We start from the raw sequence: 17,541 nt of genomic DNA on the forward strand, positions 1-17,541 counted from the left end.
AAAATGGTTCGGCTACAAAATTTATATTATGGCAGTTTTATTGAAAGGAAGGGAAACTTATTTGAATCTATCTGTTATTAAGACGAATACAAATCCTATAACCCATATAGACCCACGTGTTAAGATGATCCATACTTTGATAGTAGGTGTGCTATTGTTCATTGTTCGTTCCAATGAAGGAGGGTTATTGAACGCAGCTTTTATGGCTATGATTTTGATTTATTTTGGACTCTATAATTGCGCATTAAAATTAATGCTTTACACAATAGGATTGTATGCTTTAATGCAGCTGTTAAATTTTATTGGTGGTGCAGCTATGATTATAGGAGTTACAGTTTATATATTTTTTAAGTTTTCTCCAGTGTTAGGTATTTATTATATGATGACTAAAAGCATCAGTGTAAGTGAATTTGTAAATGCTTTGGAAAAAATTAAATTACCAAGATCAATTACCATTACTTTAGCTGTTACCTTGAGATTCATGCCTACTATAGGTCAGGAAATGAGTACAATTAAAGAATCAATGAAGACACGCAATATCCCATTGAACTTATGGAATGTATTGAAATCTCCAATTATGATGATGGAATTTGTTATGGTTCCACTGATGATGCGTTTTGTAAGAGTAGCAGAAGAGCTAGCTGCAGCAGCAGTGGTTAGAGGAATTGAACGCCCTGGACAAAGGGGCTCTATGTTTGAGATTAAATTAAGATTACAGGATTTTATATATTTATTTGTGGTTATATTATTTGCAGTATTTTTGTACTGTTTTGAAAGGGGGGTGATTAGATGAATGTCATAGAACTTAAAAATGTTTCTTTTACCTATCAGGGAATGAAAGACATGATATTAAAACATATTAATTTAGAAGTTAAAAAAGGAGAATTTATTCTATTAACTGGACAGAGTGGTTGTGGTAAAACCACTCTTACTCGCTTGATGAATGGACTAATCCCACATTTTTATCCAGGAGAGTTAAGTGGGACAGCATTAGTAAATGGGAAAGAAATTAAAGATATGCCTACTTATGAATTAGCAGAAATGGTTGGTTCAGTTTTTCAAGACCCACGGTCACAATTTTTCACTACAAATACAATTTCAGAAATAGCTTTTGGATGTGAAAATATGCATTTATCTTCTAGCGAAATCAATAAGAGAGTACATGATTCTTTTCATTCCTTTCAGATAGAAGAACTTAGTGATATAAGTATCTTTAGATTATCCAGTGGTGAAAAACAAAAAATTGCTCTGGCTTCCGTATATGCGATGAAGCCTAGAATTTTCATTTTAGATGAACCTTCTGCTAATTTAGATATGCATTCTACTAAAATATTAGGGGAGCTATTAAAAGACCTTAAACAAAGAGGAAACACTATTATTATTTCTGAACATAGGCTTTATTACCTAATGGAATTAATAGATCGAGTTATCTATATGGAGGATGGAGAGTTGCATAAAGAATGGACATGGCTACAGGCAATGAAATTATCATCATCCCAATTAGTAGAAAAGGGGTTAAGGGTTTTTGACTTGAACGCACTAACACCGCCTAAGTCACAGCTACAAACTTCTAATATTATTCTACCTTCCTTTGAAGCCAAAGATATTTCTGTAAAATTTTCTGGACGAATATTATTGCGGCAAGTTAGCTTTTCAGTTTCTTCAAAGGATCGTCAAGGAATTATTGGAATTGTAGGAGCAAATGGCGTTGGAAAAACGACACTTGTAAAATGCCTTTGTGGCATTTTGCCTAGACAAAAAGGTACTGTCAAGATTAATGGACATAAACTGTCTAATGAAAAACGTGCTCGAGAAACGTATTTTGTAATGCAAGATACAGATTATCAACTATTTACAGAAAGTGTAGAAGATGAATTGTGCCTTGGCAATAATAAAGTTAACAATTTAGATGAAAAGATATCTAAAGTTCTTGATATGTTGGGACTTTCTAATTATCGAGATAAACATCCTATGGCATTGTCTGGTGGACAAAAGCAGAGAGTTACAATTGCATCAGCAGCAGTTAATAGTGCAAATGTATTATTTTTTGATGAGCCAACCAGTGGTCTTGATGGGGGAAATATGAGAAACGTCAGTAGGATTTTTGAAGCTCTGAATCAAGGGGGAAAACTAATTTTTGTCATTTCTCATGACATTGAATTTTTGGTGAACACCTGTGGAAGAATTATTTATTTAGAAAATGGTGTCATGACAGAAGACTTTTTACTAACCAATCAGACTATGGAAAAATTAAAATCTTTGCTTATAACATCGTAGTAAGGAGTGATGAAAAATGAAAAAGTTTGACAATATGAATTATATTGATGATATCAGGAAAAAGATTCCAGGCTATGATTTGTGTTTAGAACTTATATTTAATGGAGTTTTACCAATTGAAATAAATAATCAAAATCCAAACAATATGCTTTGTATAGGTGGACAAGTTCCAGAAATTCAATCGCTTAGTAAATGCTACGAGGGAAATATAACACTGGTAGAACCAAGTGATGAAATGATTAATATCGTAAAAAGAGATTGTGGGGATATAAAAAGATTGAGAATAATCAACTCAAGATTTGAAGATATTAGTGATCTAAAATATGAAATAATTTTCTGCCTTCAAGTTTTACAATTTGTTGATGAGCCTAGGGAGTTTGTCAAAAAAATATTCAATAATCTATCAAATGAAGGGATATTATTTTTGAGTGTATTCACAAATGAACAACTACAATATTGGAAGGAATTTGCCATTTATAAGGGAGCAAATGAGAAACAGGTAAATAGAACCTATAGAGAACAAGATAAAGTTATGAAGGTTTTAAATAGAAAAGAAGTTGAGGGTTATTTGATAGACGTAGGATTTAAAGATATAAAAAGAGTATTTGCTGCTTTTTCAAATAATTTATGGTGTGTAAAAAAATGAAAGAATAAACGGGGATAAATATATTAAAGGAGGATTTGTATAAATGGAAAAGAGTAAAGAAAAAAACATGATACTTCAAGATAATATGTGGAAGACTTGTATTAAACTATCCTTACCAGCAGTAATCGCTATGGTTCTGTATGGATTAAATACAGTTTTCGATGCGGTTTTTGTGGGAAGATATGTAGGAGAAACAGCCTTTGCTGGTGTTTCTATAATATATCCTTTGACGCAGATTCCTCTTGGGTTGGGTTCATTAGTTGGAGTTGGAGCGGGCTCATATCTAAGTATATTAATTGGAGAAAATAATAAGGATATACAAAAAAGATTAATTGGGAACTCTAATACTTTAATGATTATTCTTACTGTTCTAACCATGGTCTTAGGATTCTTGTTTATGAATCCTCTTTTGAAAATAATAGGTGCAAGTGGAGATGAATTGATTTATGGTAAAAATTATTATATGATTACTCTCATAGGATCAATATTTTGGATTGGTGGTCTTGCTTATAACATGATAGTAAGGGCCGAGGGGAAAATGAAAAGTGCTGCAATAATGATGGGGATAGGAATGGTTGTTAATATTATTGCCAACTATATTTTAATGGCAATATTTAATTTTGGCGTAAAAGGAGCTGCATGGGGAACAAATATAGCAATGCTTGTTTATGTACTTTTATATTTTAATTATTGCAGACAAGGAAAATCAAGCTTTGAAACAAATGAAAGTAAGTTTTATTTTGAAAAAGATATTATAAAAGAAATAATATCTCTTGGTGTGCCGTCTTTTATTATGACAATTATGACAGTTATTCAAGGGGTTATTATACTAAGGGCTCTTAATAATTATGGAACAACTTCAGATGTTGCTTTCTACGGAATGGTTTTTCGTATTTTAAATCTATTAATGACACCGATTTATGGATTAATGAGAGCTTTGCAGCCTGCTGTTGGGATTAATTATGGAGCGAGGAAAGTGGATAGAGTTATAGGATTTTATAAGGTGTTTGTTTTTGTAGCATTTATTTTAGTATTGCCTGTGTGGTCAATATCAATGGTTGCCCCAAGCAGTATTTTGAAGTTAATGTTACCGGATGTAATATTCAGCATACAAAACTTGAATTATTTTAGAGCAATCATTGCAATAGTACCCCTATTGTGTATTGTCTTAACAGCAATGACTTTTTATCCTGCCATAAAAAAGCCAAAGCCAGCCATGTTATTTGGAATAGGCAGACAGTTATTTTTGTATATCCCTTTAATGATTATTTTACCAAAAATTTTTGGAGTTGCGTCAATATATTATGGTTCACTTGCTATTGATTTGGGGCTAGCTTTAGTGATTGTGGTACTTCTTAAAAAAGAATTTAGGATTTTAAGAAGAGGATACGAATATTAGGAGTATTTTTGATTATATATTATGAGTATAATATAAATTTGAATAGAGGTGTAGTTATGAATTGTCCTATTTGTAATAATGAAATGGAACAAGGTTTTTTGCAGGGGATAAAGAGGGTAGCCTGGGTAAAAAAACATCATAAAATCTCTTTGCTTCCAAAGCAAGGAGAAATTTTATTAGAAAATAATGTGGTTAAAGATTTTATTTTTTTGGCATGGATTTGTAAAAAATGCAAAAAAGTAGTAGTGGATTATTCTGATAAAGAAACTCAAGAAGGATAATTAAATATTAATGTTTGGAAAAGACTTTAAATATCATTCTAGAATTTCTATATACCATATTAGATTTGTTTGAATTAAGTGGGGAGTGATAAATTGAATAAATTAAAAGTAAAGAAATTATTATTTTCAATACTAATACTTTTTCTATTAATAGTAGGAATTCTTTTATATGTGAATTGGGCAATTACACCTATTCCAGAGGGTAAAAGAAATATATCTAATACAGATGTAAAAATGTTGATAGATATACTAGATGTAGCAGATAGAACTCCAATTATAAGGACATATACTAAAGAAGAATTTGATAGCTTTAATGAAAATGAATTAAAAAAAATTAAAGATTTGGTAAGTGGAAATATAGAAGGAGATGTTCCAACATTAAAAATAGAAAATGGAAAAGGAATATTTAAAATTTCCTTTGAAAAAAATGAAAAAAATGGAGAAGAGATAGGAGTGAAAATAATTCCTGATAATATTCCTAAAATTAAAATATTAGCTTTAGAGACATTGTATAGTCCAAAAGAACCAAAAGAAATCAATGATTCATTGATAGAAAGTGAAGAAGAAGGGATATATTTATATGAGATAAAAAGATATTCCAATCCAGTACAGATATATGGTGATGAAGAGGATGTTTTTTTTCTGGAAGCAATGTTTATAGAAATATACTATGAAGTTGATAAAGAGAGTTATGTATCAATTTTTGCAATAAATACATCAGATTATAAAAATTAGCTTTATTAAGACATATTATTAAATTTTAATGCAGTGTCGTTAGACGAAGTCAAACAGGTACTAGATTTATATTAAGGAGAAATGATTATAATGAAAAAATCATATAGGTTAATTGTGGGAACTGTGATGGTTATACTATTTTGCTTAATTATTTACTCATATTTTAATGTTTCAGGCAAGGAAATTATTGGTGTATTAAATATCAAAACATCAAGCAATGTAGTAATAAGAAAAAGTTACCAAGACGGCACAAACAAGCAAGAATACGTACTTAATGCTAATCAGATTGAGATGTTAAAAACATTGGTATTGCAATCTAATTTTATCAGAAGCTTATCAACTACAGTTAAATTTAATGATAAAGATATGCATGAAATCATTATAAATGATAATGAGGCTGATGTTTGGCTAATTATCCATTGTATTGGAAATGAATGGATTTCAATTGCAAATCAATTTAACGGCAGACATCTAAAGATAAACAACCCAAATTGGAAAAATACCATTGAAGAAATAATTGCATTATCCAATTAAAGACTATCTATGGAACAGGAATGCAAATATATTGGATATTCCTTTATTAATATGAAATTAAAGTTGTTGTAATAGAATTGTAAATTATTTTTTCTGTTTTTATGTTAGAATAGATAAGCATATATTACAAAGAGGAGATGGAAAAATTAATTATGAAAAAAGTAGCAAATATTTTACTAATCACTTTAATTTTATTGATGTCATTAACAGGTTGCTATAATCGGTCGGTAAATGAGAAAGAAGACTATAAAAGAAGTTTAACATACTCAAATTTAACAGATTCCTTTAGTCAAGATGAGGCAAGAAAAGCTATGGAATTAGCTGGAATTGCACCTAAAAATATTGATTCCTTCTTTCAAAATGTTAATAGTTTTAATAGTATAATTGAGGAAAAAAGTTTAATAAAGGATGGATTTATCACTATTGATAGTCTTGAACCTCAGTACGATCAGTTGGCAATTCAAGAAATGTGGGATACTAAAAATCCAGAGTTTATTGGTTATAACTGTAGAATTACATCTTTTGATCTAATGAAAAATTTAATTTCTATTGGTAAGCCCAATACAAAAAATTCTAGTCAGTTATTTATGGATATGGATGCTTTAGAGAATAGTCCTGAAAAATTATTTAGTCCCATAGAGCAAGAAGAATTTCAAAGTTTATTTTCTTTTATTCCAACAGAAAATACAAAAGATATATTTATTCATCTTAATAAGGTAAAGGAAGATTGGAAGAGTAAAGATATTACATTTTTAAATAAAGATAAGATTTCTCTTGTTTCTGTTGTTTTTCATTCAGATGAGGATAGCTATCTATTTATTGGACATGCAGGTGTTTTAATTTCGGTGGAAGATGGAAAACTTTTATTTATTGAAAAATTATCTTTTCAAGAACCATATCAGGTGATAAAGTTTGACAATCGTATTGAATTGAATGATTATCTGATGAATAAGTATGATGTGTCTTGGAATCAACCAACAGCTAAGCCTTTTATTATGGAAAATGATGAGCTCTTAGAAGGATATAGGGAAAATCCAAACAATCCAGAAAGTAATTTAAAATAATAATCAATATTTATTATAATATAATACTTCTTTCTTCAGTAATGAAAGTTGATAGAATTTATAAAATTATTTAAGATTTTTTTATTTTAAACCATATATAAAGAGAGAACACATAAGGAGGGTATATTAATGATTAAATTAGGGATAACCTCATCATTAAGGAATTACCAATCCGATTTGACTGAGAACTATAATAGGAAAAGAGCGTCTGATATTAAAAATGTGAAACAGGCTTCTGATTGCTTTGAACCTTCATCTGAAGGAAAGGAAGCGCTTAAAAATAGTAAAAAGACAGAAGAAAAATATTATGATTTAGCTAAAATAATGAATATTCATGAAAAAGGGTTTCATGAGATACCAACAAGGGAAGAAAGTGATTATTATTGGGCTGCAAGAAAAAGCGATCCAGAACTGGATTCCTATTTATATGAAAGAGATAAGGCAGAGGCACTTAAATTTGTTGGACAAGTACAGTCTATCTTGATGAAGGTAGTTTCTGGTCAACCATTGACACCAGAGGAAGAAAGAATGGTGAAAAATGATCCTGTTTTACAACAGGAAATCCAAATACGAAAAAATATGATTTCGACATAACATATAGTGATTTAAAAGTGAAATTAGAGTAGAATATGGATAGAAAAGCACTATTTTAATCACTTATTTCAGGTTGAAATGTATATGAGATAGAGTATTTGGATGTATTTGCTTAAGGATTGAGTTTTATTGAATAAGACTCAATCCTTTTGTTTTATTCTTCATTCTAAGCTTATTGTATGCTCTATAAATCATTATAATTAATAAAGATTATAAGTTCTAATATTAAAATATAATTAAAAAATTGAAATTATAGTTCTAAGGTATTGACTGTTAAACAATAATTATTTATCGAATAACGATAATAAATTATTGAATTATAATGAAAAAGGGATATAATAGAATTATAATAAAAACATAATAAAGAAAGGGGAAGATATTAATATGAAATCTTGGAAGGTAAATATTCTTAGAATGTCTGTAATTTTAATTTCAATAATTATATTGTGTTTATGCATATTTTGGCTTCCTAATGTAGCTAATTATTTTGAAGAAATAGCACCAGAATTTTATTATATGAAATTGCCATTGTTATTGGGAATATATTTTACGGGAATTCCATTTTTTATAGCAGTATTTCATGTATTTAAACTTTTAAAGTTAATAGAAAAAGATAAAACATTTACAATGAATTCTATACAAAGTTTAGGAATTATTTCTAAATGTTCTATTGCTGAAATTATTTTGTATTTTATAGGAATAATCTATTTATATGTTAATGAGGCAATGCAGCCTGGAATAGTTTTATTAGGATTATTAATTATGTTTGCTGCATTTATAATATATGTTTTTATAGAAATATTAAAAGAGTTATTGTTAAAAGCTGTAGAAATAAAAACTGAAAATGAACTTACAATATAGGGTGATAATATGGGTATAAAAGTCAATATAGATATTATGTTAGCAAAGAGAGGAATGAGTGTAACTGAATTATCAGAAAAAGTTGGAATTACTATATCAAATATATCTATACTTAAAAATGGAAAGGCAAAAGCCATAAGATTTTCAACATTAGCAGGAATATGTGAGGCTTTGGATTGTCAGCCAGGTGATATTTTAGAGTATTTAGAAGAAAATTAATATTATTAGGAATGATGGTAATTATATTGGATTATTAATAACAATCTAAAGATAGGAGGAAATATGAAATATAAAAAGCAGAATATTATTCTTATAATAATATTGTTATCAATTACTTTTTTTTATAGACACAGTACTAAGATTAATAGTAGTATATCTAAGGATTTAGGAATTAAGATTCCTAATAATTTAGAGTTTCAATATGAAAATAGCCATGGAGGATTTCATGGTGACGGTGTGACCTTAGCTAAGGCAAAAATTACACAAAATAATATACAATATATATTAAATAAATCTAAAGTTAAATGGAATAAAATGCCTATGTCAAAAGATATAAAATTAAGATTATATGGTGGAAGGAAAGATAATATAAATTATAGTTCTGAACTAGCTAAGGATTTAAATATGGAGAATATAGAAACTGGTTATTGGCTATTTTTAGATAGATGGGGAAGTGAAAAAGAATATACTAAAGGAGAAGGATTATTGGATAGTAATAGGTATTCGGAAAATTTTAGTTTGGGAATAATAGATTCAGATAATAATATTTTCTATTATATTAAATTCGATAGTTGATACAATATAGAAACCATGCACAAAATATCACTATTTATATAAAAAAATTTAGGGAGGTGGCAATTTGGCACAGCAATATACTAGAAAAATAATTCGTGAGGTATTTATAAAGATGCTGAATGAACGTCCACTTAACAAAATTACAGTTAAGGATATTGCTTCAGCATGCGAAATTAATAGAAATACTTTTTACTATTATTATACAGATATATATGCACTTTTAGCAGAAATCTTTCAAGCAGAACTTCAGACAGTTATTGATGAATATAATGATACACTGTCATGGGAAGAGAGTTTTATTGTGGCTACTAAATTTGCTTTAGAAAACAAAAGAGCCATTTATCATGTATATAATTCTATGCAGAGAGAAGAATTAGTGAACTATATATATAATGTATCAGGAAATGTTATGAGTCGGTATGTTGAAAAGGTAAGCGATGGTATCTCTGCTTATTCAGGAGATAGAGAGTTAATTGCTTCTTTTTATCAGTGTGCTTTAACTGAAATGGTATTACGCTGGATTGCTTCTGGAATGAAAGAAGATCCTGATATTATCATAAGACGAATCGGGAAATTATTTGATGGAAATATTGAATTATCTCTTAAGCGAAGTGCTAGTTTAATGACATCTAGCGAAAAGTAATAGGAAATTTCTTTGTTATCAGACATCCCAACCTAAATGCCTAAAAATTAGATAAATAAACTACAGTGTTCAGATTTCGAACACTGTAGTTTATTTATCTAATGAAAAAGATATAAAAAAACTATATTATAGATTTATACAAACCTTATAAATAATAAATGTTCAAAAAGTTAAAAAACTTATTATTTATTATACCATATGGACATATTAATAGAGTGAATATAAAAACTCTAAATATAATAGTAATCTTTAGAAGTTATTAAAAATTAAGAAAGAGGGAGATAAGATGAAATTAAAGACATATGATGATAGACTTACACTTACAAATGGGAGTTATCATGCTTTAGTCAATGCAAGAAAGCCTAAAGGAATTGAAGATAAAAGTGCATATTTAATTGGTACTGGAATTGGTGCTTTAGCTGCTGGTTGTTTCTTGATTCGTGATGCTCATATGGATGGTAGCAAGATTACCTTTTTAGAGAAATTAGAAATCCCTGGTGGATCTTTAGATGGGGAGGTTCGTCAAAATTTAGGTTATGTAGCACGTGGCGGACGTGAAATGGGACATCATTTTGAAGTTTTATGGAGTTTGTTTAGTTCATTACCTTCTACTGAGGATCCTAATATGACAGTTTTAGATCATTTTTATTATACAAATTATGATGATCCAAATTTTAGTAATTGTCGTATTACTCAAAACCAAGGTGAACGTTATGACAATGGAAAATTTAATTTAGGGCAAGATTTAGCAAAAGAATTAGCTGCTTTTGTAAATATCTCAGATGAGGAACTTCAAAATAAATCTATTGAAGATATTTTTTCTGAAGAACTTTTAAATACTGACTTTTGGACATATTGGAGAACAATGTTTGCTTTTGAGAACTGGCATAGTGCTTTAGAGATGAAATTATATATGAACAGATTCATTCATCATGTTGGAGGTTTACCAGATCTTTCAGCTTTACAATTTTCACGACATGATCAATATACTTCTTTTGTAAAACCAATGGTTAAATATTTGGAAGATCATGGTGTTAAATTTGAGTATGGAGTTACTGTGGATAATGTTGAGTTTTCAATTTCAGATGATAAGAAGGTTGCAAAGAGAATAGTAGCAAAAGATAGAAATGGAAAAGATATTTCTATTGATTTAACAGAAAAGGATTTAGTATTTATCACTAATGGTTCTATGACTGAAGGTTCTGGATATGGTGATGATAATACTCCTGCTCCATTTAATAAAGAGCCAGAAGGATGTTGGAAGCTATGGAGAAATATAGCAGCTCAATCAGATGAATTTGGAAATCCAGATAAATTCTGTACTGATCCAGAAAAATCTAATTGGGAGTCTTGTACAGTAACTTGTCATGATGAGCGTGTTCCTAAATATATTGAAAAGATTACAAAACGTTCACCATATGGGGGAAAAACAGTAACAGGTGGTATAGTCACAGCTCTTGATTCTTCATGGCTAATGAGTTGGACTATAAACCGTCAAGAACAATATTATGGGCAGCCTGAAAAAGATGTTGTTGTTTGGGTATATGGTCTGTTCTCTGATGTTCCTGGAGATTACATTAAAAAACCTATGAGAGACTGCACAGGTAAGGAAATCACAAAAGAATGGTTATATCATATAGGAGTTCCTATAGAGGAAATAGAAGAATTAGCAGGATCATGTACTGCAGTTCCAGTTATGATGCCGTTTATTACCTCCCAATTTATGGTTCGTGAATTTGGAGATCGTCCATATGTTGTACCAAAGAATGCAGTAAACTTTGCTTTTCTTGGACAATTTGCTGAAACATTAGATGATCCAGGACGTGATACAGTATTTACTATAGAATACTCAGGACGTACAGCTATGGAAGCAGTATATGTTTTAACTGGAGTTGAAAAAGGAGTTCCTGAAGTATATGCTTCAAGATATGATATTCGCTATTTATTAAATGCAGGAAAATGTTTATTAGATGGAGAAAAGCCAGAAATCAACTTATCCCCCCTAGCTAAACGTAAAATTTTAAAACAAATAGCAGGAACAGATATTGAAGAATTATTGAGAGAATATGGAATTATTTAATGAGATTTAGATGCAACTAAATAAATTGAGATCCCGAATTTTAAAAAAATCGGGATTTTAATTTATTTATATTTATTACTCATAAAAATATTATACAAAGGAGGCAACCATGTGAAAGAACAAAAAAATCTTGAGCAAGTTTATATTCCTACTATAGAAGAAATGCAAAGTTGGTATGAATATGATTTGCGAAAAAAATCCTTAAAAACATTTGAATATGAGAATAATAAAAAAATAAATGAACAAGGAGAATTTTTCAAGGCTTTTAGAAGGTTTGAAAAAATAGATGATAAAATTCTTCTTAACTCTAAAGATAATAATATTTACTACGAAAAATATAAAATTTATGTAGAAGAAGAAATAGAAAATAAGGGGAAAAAGATAGAGGAGATTGAAAATTCAATTGAATATGAAAGATTTTTTCTTAGTTGGGAAAGGAGAGTCAATAAAGAAATCAATAATTATGGTCATTATGGCAGTAACTCAGCTACAAGATATCGGGTTGATTGCATAGAAAAATTGGAAAAAGAGTTAGAGCTGATTTTAGAAGATTCTCCAGAAGCATGGGAGTTTTACTATAAACGTCAATTGATAAGTGATATAGAAAGCCAACATCAGCAGCGTTTGGTAACTGTTCCCTATGTAGTTAAAGCAAAACAAAAAGTAGTGGATTCTTTGAAATCAGGAATCCCTGTATATATTGTAGGACATTTAGGAAGTGGAAAAACGCAACTAGCAACTGAGGCAGCCTTAGATTTTACTATTCAAAATAAGATACAAAGAGAACTAGAATATAAAATGGAGGAGTGGTATTCTGCTAATCCAGATGCTACAGAAAAAAATGCCATTGAAAAATTTGGAGAATTTAATAAAGAAAGAAAGCTGTACTATAAAAATATTTTAATTAATGGAAGCAGAGAGGAAATAGAATCTTTACAGCCCTTGTTTATATCTGGTTCACATAATTTAACTTACGAGGATATGTTTGTAGAGAAAACTTTGTCTCTGAAACATAGCTTTTCTCAAGGTTCTTTTGTTGATTATCTTAATATGATTATAGAAGATTTTTATGAGTGGATGAATGAGCATAGAGAAAGACTGGAGCAGATGACTGATGAAGAACAGTTACAGCTTAAGATTCAAATATGGAAAAGTTTCTCCGATTTATTGGTAGCAAGTAATAGTGCTTTTGGTACTGAAATTAAAAAAATAGAAAGAGAAATTTTAATTGCAGTAAAAGAAGGTAGACCTGTAATCGTAGATGAATTAAATACAATTGCTATGCAAAATTTAATTGCTCTGAACGATATCTTGCAGCGTCATGCAGGAAGTACAGCTTATATTACAGGAGTTGGACCTGTTTTGATTAAACCTGGATTTGGATTTATTGGCACAGGAAATTTATCCACTCAAAAGATTAACTATGAAGGAACAAATGAACTAAATCCAGCTTTCAAATCACGTTTTGTAACTATTGAATATAATTATGTACCCCAAAGGATAACAGGTTCCTTAAATGATCAAGAATTTCCAGAAAAAAACGAACTTTTTAGAATAATAATGATAAGATTAGCTGATAAAAATGGAACTATTCATATTCCTGATTCCCAAAGAACCTTAGAGGAATTGTTTCGTTTTTCTCAATTATGTAGAGTTATTCAGAATGTTTTTACGGGTAAATGGAAAGACAATAAAATCCAAAAAGATTCTGGAATGGATGAACCAGAGCTGAGAGAATCTGTATTATCAATCCGTAATATTTTACATGTTTTAGATAATTGGAATCTAGGAGAAGAAAAGGACTTGAGTAAAGCTTTGTGGGATGGTTTTATTAGTTCAATTACTTATCCAGATGATCAGAACTATATTCTTTCTCAAGCAGTTCGCTTTGGATTCTTTCCTATAAGTGAAGGTTGGAAAATTGAAACAAAGGGTGTAGGAGAAGCAACGACAACATATGAAGAAATTCGTACTGGTCCATATCATTATGTTCGTCCAGCAATAGAAATATTAAGTTATTTAGATGTAGTTCATTTGATATTTGGGAAGGGAACCCTGAGGAGAACTTTGCCAGAAAAACTAATAGAAACTTTTGAGGATGATATTGATAATTTAACAAGGATTGATGCTAAAAAGTATCAGGAATTAAACCAAAGATTATCTCATTTAGAGCATTCAAAGTATTTACTTGAATACCTAGAAGATAATGGAGGAGAAAAATGAAAATAAATTTGGATGGAGAATATTTTAAGGGTCAAGTAAAAGAACTAAGAAAAAAACTAGATGAATGTCAAGAAAATGGAATTTTAGATGATGGTTTTGAAGAAGAATTAGATAAACTTTCACTAATAGAAGAAAAGTTACTGACTGACTTAATTCCTTATTATCGAGTTCATGCAAATAATATTAAGAAAACTTCAATGGAAATAAATCCAATAAAACAATTGGGAAGTTTTAATTTTAATAGTTTTTTACAGAGTATGTTAAGAATTAATAAAAATCTTTTTATTATAAGCAGTGTAGATAGTAAAGTTCAATTCTTTTATATAGATATTCCAGATGATTTCTCTAATTATAATCAACTTGAAGTAGAGTGGAGTCCCCCTATTAAAGAGATAAAAGAGACAATTTCATTTATATATAGATTGAATGATAAAGAAATTTTGCTTTTAGGAGTTATAGGGGGATGTTATCTACTTTCAAGTGATAATTTTGATAAAATACCAGATGTTAACCAACAAATTAGAGTTAAAAGGATTCAAAAGGATTATGACTTTAATGGATTTGGAAGATGCTTAGAAATTAGATATGGTTTATTTGCAGTGGAAAATGGAGATGATACCTTAACTCTGTTTGAAATAATAAAAGAAAATGATAAATATGGAGTGATTTTTCATAAAGATATATATTTAACTATTCCAGATTGGACAGCATTTGAAAAAATAAAAGATGATTATTTTGTAGTTGGAACAAAGATAGGAAAATTATATTTTATCAAATATGAGAATAGAAGATTTACTATTACAGAAAAATTTGATTTTCTAAATGATGAAATAAAACAAATCAGATGTCTAGAGGATGAAAAGGGTAATAAAGATTCCCTTATAGTTATAGGAAATAAAGGGTATCTTAAGATATTTACTTTATATGAAGACTCAAAAGTCATAAAAACAGAATTGAATGACTTAAAAGGTAATTTATTCGACATTGAATCTAAAAAAGGTACATCAATAGTTTTAAGTGAAGATGGAATTATATACTTATTTGAAGAGAATTTTGGAAATTGGTATCTAAATGAAGAAGTGACAATTAAAGATGTCTTTTTCACAAATATCTTTAAATTAGATATTTCAAAATATTTGCTTATGGATATAGAAGGTAAATTAAATCTATTAGATATTGATCGAATTAATACACCAAAAGACTTGTGGAATCTGCCACTGTATTAGTAGGAGGGATGAGTATGTTTGATTTAGATGAACAAACTCTAATTGAAGAATCTAAGAAACATTGCGAAGTATTTTTGCAGAAAGAACAACGCTCCTTAGCCACATTTACTGGAGATTCTAGTTTAATGTATATTCCAGACTCCAAATTAGAGAGATTTCTATTAGATCCTTCCAAAGGAGTTTTGTACTTACCCTTGGAAAGTTTTTTAGATAGAAATCTAGATGACAATCAAATCATGTGGCATATCTACTATGAGTTAGCTTTATATTCTGATTGGAAAAAGCAAACTAAAAAATATCTAAATAGAAAAGAAGATTGGCAGAAAGAAATTGACCACATGACAGGTTATATTTTAGATAGGATAAAAAAAGAAGGACTGGAGAAAGACACTGCATATCAATCTAAAATTATTTCTAATTATGTAAAAAAAGAAATTCTTGATTTGCTTCATATATTGGATAAATACACATCTTTTCTAAGGGTTTTGCAGATGTGTCCCATATATAGAGATAAAGAAAATTTTGAAAAAATTATTTCATATATGAAAAAAACAGGTAAAACAATTGAATCAATTTCTCAAATGCCTAGACATAGAGCTTTTGTAAATAGTTTCTTATTTATTGAATTATATAAAATTGAGCCTAAAATAGAGGGATATATTGAAAATCCCTTTGATAGGAAAATTTTCAACGAACCCTTTTTTGATTTTATTCACTATCAAATAATTAGGCAAATAAACAATAGGCAAGGAATTGTAGAAAGAGATTCACTCATTCGTTCTTTTGTTTTTCCAACCTTTGAGAAATTATGGAAAGAAGAAATAGACGAGATGGTATTTTATAAATCAAAAGGACAAGAAAAAGAAAAGATTAAAGGAAGTGAAAATGCTTTTGAAGAGTCTAATGCAGATGAAATACCAGATTTCCTAGAAACTACTCAGGAAGAAGAGAGAAAGATTCTAGAAGAAATGCTGGATAAGCAAGATCAAATAAGTATTAGTGTACAAAATATTATCCAAGGGAATATAGATTTAGAATATTATGGGATTAGTCAAGGGGATCAACAATTGTTTCAGTTTTATTCAAATAAAATGAAATCTGAAAGAGAACAAATGCGTCAATTTTGGAAGAAGTTAATAGGAGATGCAAAAAAAGAAATAAGTGTAAAAAAGGATGGTCAGATAAAGGGAAAATTAGATATAGATAGCTTTATTAAATTTTATCCAGAGTTTGTAGAAGCTGAGAAAAAGGGAAATTATAAAAACCTTCCAATCTTTAATAGATATTTGTTAGAACCTCAGACAGATATATTACCTGAAAGAATAGAAATTTCTTTTGTTATAGATAATTCAGGATCAATGAATGAATCAAAAATTGAGGCTGCAAGAAAAGCTTTGGCTGTGACTTTGCTATCAATAGATGATTTTAATCAATACTTGAGAAGTAATGCAGAACAATTGAATCAAAAAGTAGAAGTTTTAAGTGAAACTTGGTTTTTTGGCAGTAATTATTATAATGTCAAAGAATTTAATAATAAAAATGTGAAGGAAAAAGAAAAAAGCGATATAATTCGCTCAATCGTAAAGCTAAATGCAGCAGATGGAGCAACTGACGATGCAAGTTGTCTTAGAGAAATATCCAATAGGATTACGTCTATACAGGAAAGTGAACTTAAAAATGGAAAACAAGTAAAGATAATTTTTGAAATTACAGATGGTGCCTCAAGTTTTCCAGGATTAGCAAAGGAAGTTGTACAGGAGTTATTATCTAAACATGTCCAAATATATGCGTTTCAAATAGGGAAAAATAGCATAGCAAATGAAAAAGCCTTTAACTTTGTATGGAATGAGGGATACAAAGAACCACATGGAGTAACAATTGGTGAACAAGTAGAAAAACTACCAAAAGAATTGCTAAGGGCAGTAGGAGAAAATATGCAATCTATTTTTAGTAATTAGTTAAATAAATGTAAAATGAAACTACCATATTTTAAAACAAATAAAGTTATGTGAGATTAGTAGGGATAGTATATAATGATTTGAGATGGATTTAATTCATATGATTATAAACAAAAACCATTGTCAACTAAAAATAATTAATTAGTTGACAATGGTTTTTGTTTATGGTATTTTATACTAAATTAAGATAAATAGTGTTGAATTTTCTCTTTCCATTAAAAGTAT

General features: G+C 29.1%; 17 protein-coding genes. All 17 read left to right on the plus strand.

Features of this window, described 5'->3' with window-relative positions; translation table 11 throughout:
- The first annotated feature begins 28 nt into the window (after nucleotides 1-28).
- The 17 genes from RT714_RS13710 (at nucleotide 29) to RT714_RS13790 (ending at nucleotide 17,316) form a co-directional block, all read left to right on the plus strand.
- Nucleotides 29-793 carry an energy-coupling factor transporter transmembrane component T gene (locus RT714_RS13710; RefSeq protein WP_313758379.1) on the plus strand — a complete coding sequence of 255 codons (765 nt, stop codon included), beginning with the start codon at nucleotides 29-31 and terminating at the stop codon, nucleotides 791-793.
- Nucleotides 790-2,277, plus strand: coding sequence for an ABC transporter ATP-binding protein (locus tag RT714_RS13715; protein ID WP_313758380.1), 1,488 nt, complete (start codon nucleotides 790-792; stop codon nucleotides 2,275-2,277). Before RT714_RS13710 ends, RT714_RS13715 begins: the two co-directional genes overlap by 4 nt.
- A gap of 16 nt (nucleotides 2,278-2,293) precedes the next feature.
- Nucleotides 2,294-2,923 carry a class I SAM-dependent methyltransferase gene (locus tag RT714_RS13720; RefSeq protein WP_313758381.1) on the plus strand — a complete coding sequence of 210 codons (630 nt, stop codon included), beginning with the start codon at nucleotides 2,294-2,296 and terminating at the stop codon, nucleotides 2,921-2,923.
- A 43-nt stretch (nucleotides 2,924-2,966) separates the two neighbouring features.
- Nucleotides 2,967-4,322: an MATE family efflux transporter gene (locus tag RT714_RS13725; protein ID WP_313758382.1), complete on the plus strand. Its 1,356-nt coding sequence runs from the start codon at nucleotides 2,967-2,969 to the stop codon at nucleotides 4,320-4,322.
- 56 nt (nucleotides 4,323-4,378) lie between these two features.
- Nucleotides 4,379-4,603, plus strand: a complete 225-nt coding sequence (locus tag RT714_RS13730; protein WP_313758383.1) for a PF20097 family protein — start codon at nucleotides 4,379-4,381, stop codon at nucleotides 4,601-4,603.
- A 93-nt stretch (nucleotides 4,604-4,696) separates the two neighbouring features.
- Nucleotides 4,697-5,338: a hypothetical protein gene (locus RT714_RS13735; RefSeq protein ID WP_313758385.1), complete on the plus strand. Its 642-nt coding sequence runs from the start codon at nucleotides 4,697-4,699 to the stop codon at nucleotides 5,336-5,338.
- Nucleotides 5,339-5,428: 90 nt separating this feature from the next.
- Nucleotides 5,429-5,872, plus strand: coding sequence for a hypothetical protein (locus RT714_RS13740; RefSeq protein ID WP_313758387.1), 444 nt, complete (start codon nucleotides 5,429-5,431; stop codon nucleotides 5,870-5,872).
- A gap of 152 nt (nucleotides 5,873-6,024) precedes the next feature.
- Entirely contained in the window at nucleotides 6,025-6,936 is a 912-nt protein-coding gene (locus RT714_RS13745) for a DUF4300 family protein (protein ID WP_313758388.1), read from the plus strand.
- Nucleotides 6,937-7,065: 129 nt separating this feature from the next.
- Entirely contained in the window at nucleotides 7,066-7,530 is a 465-nt protein-coding gene (locus RT714_RS13750) for a hypothetical protein (protein ID WP_313758389.1), read from the plus strand.
- Nucleotides 7,531-7,914: 384 nt separating this feature from the next.
- Nucleotides 7,915-8,391 carry a DUF2975 domain-containing protein gene (locus tag RT714_RS13755; protein ID WP_072977101.1) on the plus strand — a complete coding sequence of 159 codons (477 nt, stop codon included), beginning with the start codon at nucleotides 7,915-7,917 and terminating at the stop codon, nucleotides 8,389-8,391.
- A gap of 9 nt (nucleotides 8,392-8,400) precedes the next feature.
- A complete protein-coding gene (locus tag RT714_RS13760; protein WP_216542092.1) occupies nucleotides 8,401-8,610 on the plus strand; it encodes a helix-turn-helix transcriptional regulator in 210 nt (69 codons plus the stop codon).
- Nucleotides 8,611-8,673: 63 nt separating this feature from the next.
- Nucleotides 8,674-9,186, plus strand: a complete 513-nt coding sequence (locus tag RT714_RS13765) for a hypothetical protein (protein ID WP_313758390.1) — start codon at nucleotides 8,674-8,676, stop codon at nucleotides 9,184-9,186.
- A 64-nt stretch (nucleotides 9,187-9,250) separates the two neighbouring features.
- The gene (locus tag RT714_RS13770) at nucleotides 9,251-9,829 is read left to right on the plus strand and encodes a TetR/AcrR family transcriptional regulator (protein ID WP_313758391.1); all 579 of its coding nucleotides are present in this window, start codon (nucleotides 9,251-9,253) and stop codon (nucleotides 9,827-9,829) included.
- 286 nt (nucleotides 9,830-10,115) lie between these two features.
- Nucleotides 10,116-11,909, plus strand: coding sequence for an oleate hydratase (locus tag RT714_RS13775; protein WP_313758392.1), 1,794 nt, complete (start codon nucleotides 10,116-10,118; stop codon nucleotides 11,907-11,909).
- Between the two features lie 111 nt (nucleotides 11,910-12,020).
- A complete protein-coding gene (locus RT714_RS13780; RefSeq protein WP_313758394.1) occupies nucleotides 12,021-14,132 on the plus strand; it encodes a hypothetical protein in 2,112 nt (703 codons plus the stop codon).
- A complete protein-coding gene (locus RT714_RS13785; RefSeq protein ID WP_313758396.1) occupies nucleotides 14,129-15,358 on the plus strand; it encodes a hypothetical protein in 1,230 nt (409 codons plus the stop codon). The genes RT714_RS13780 and RT714_RS13785 overlap by 4 nt, the downstream gene beginning before the upstream one ends.
- A gap of 14 nt (nucleotides 15,359-15,372) precedes the next feature.
- On the plus strand, nucleotides 15,373-17,316 hold the full coding sequence (locus tag RT714_RS13790; RefSeq protein WP_313758397.1) for a VWA domain-containing protein: 1,944 nt from the start codon (nucleotides 15,373-15,375) through the stop codon (nucleotides 17,314-17,316).
- Nucleotides 17,317-17,541 lie beyond the last annotated feature (225 nt).

The sequence above is a fragment of the Tissierella sp. genome (genome assembly GCF_032104385.1).
GTDB lineage: Bacteria > Bacillota > Clostridia > Tissierellales > Tissierellaceae > Tissierella.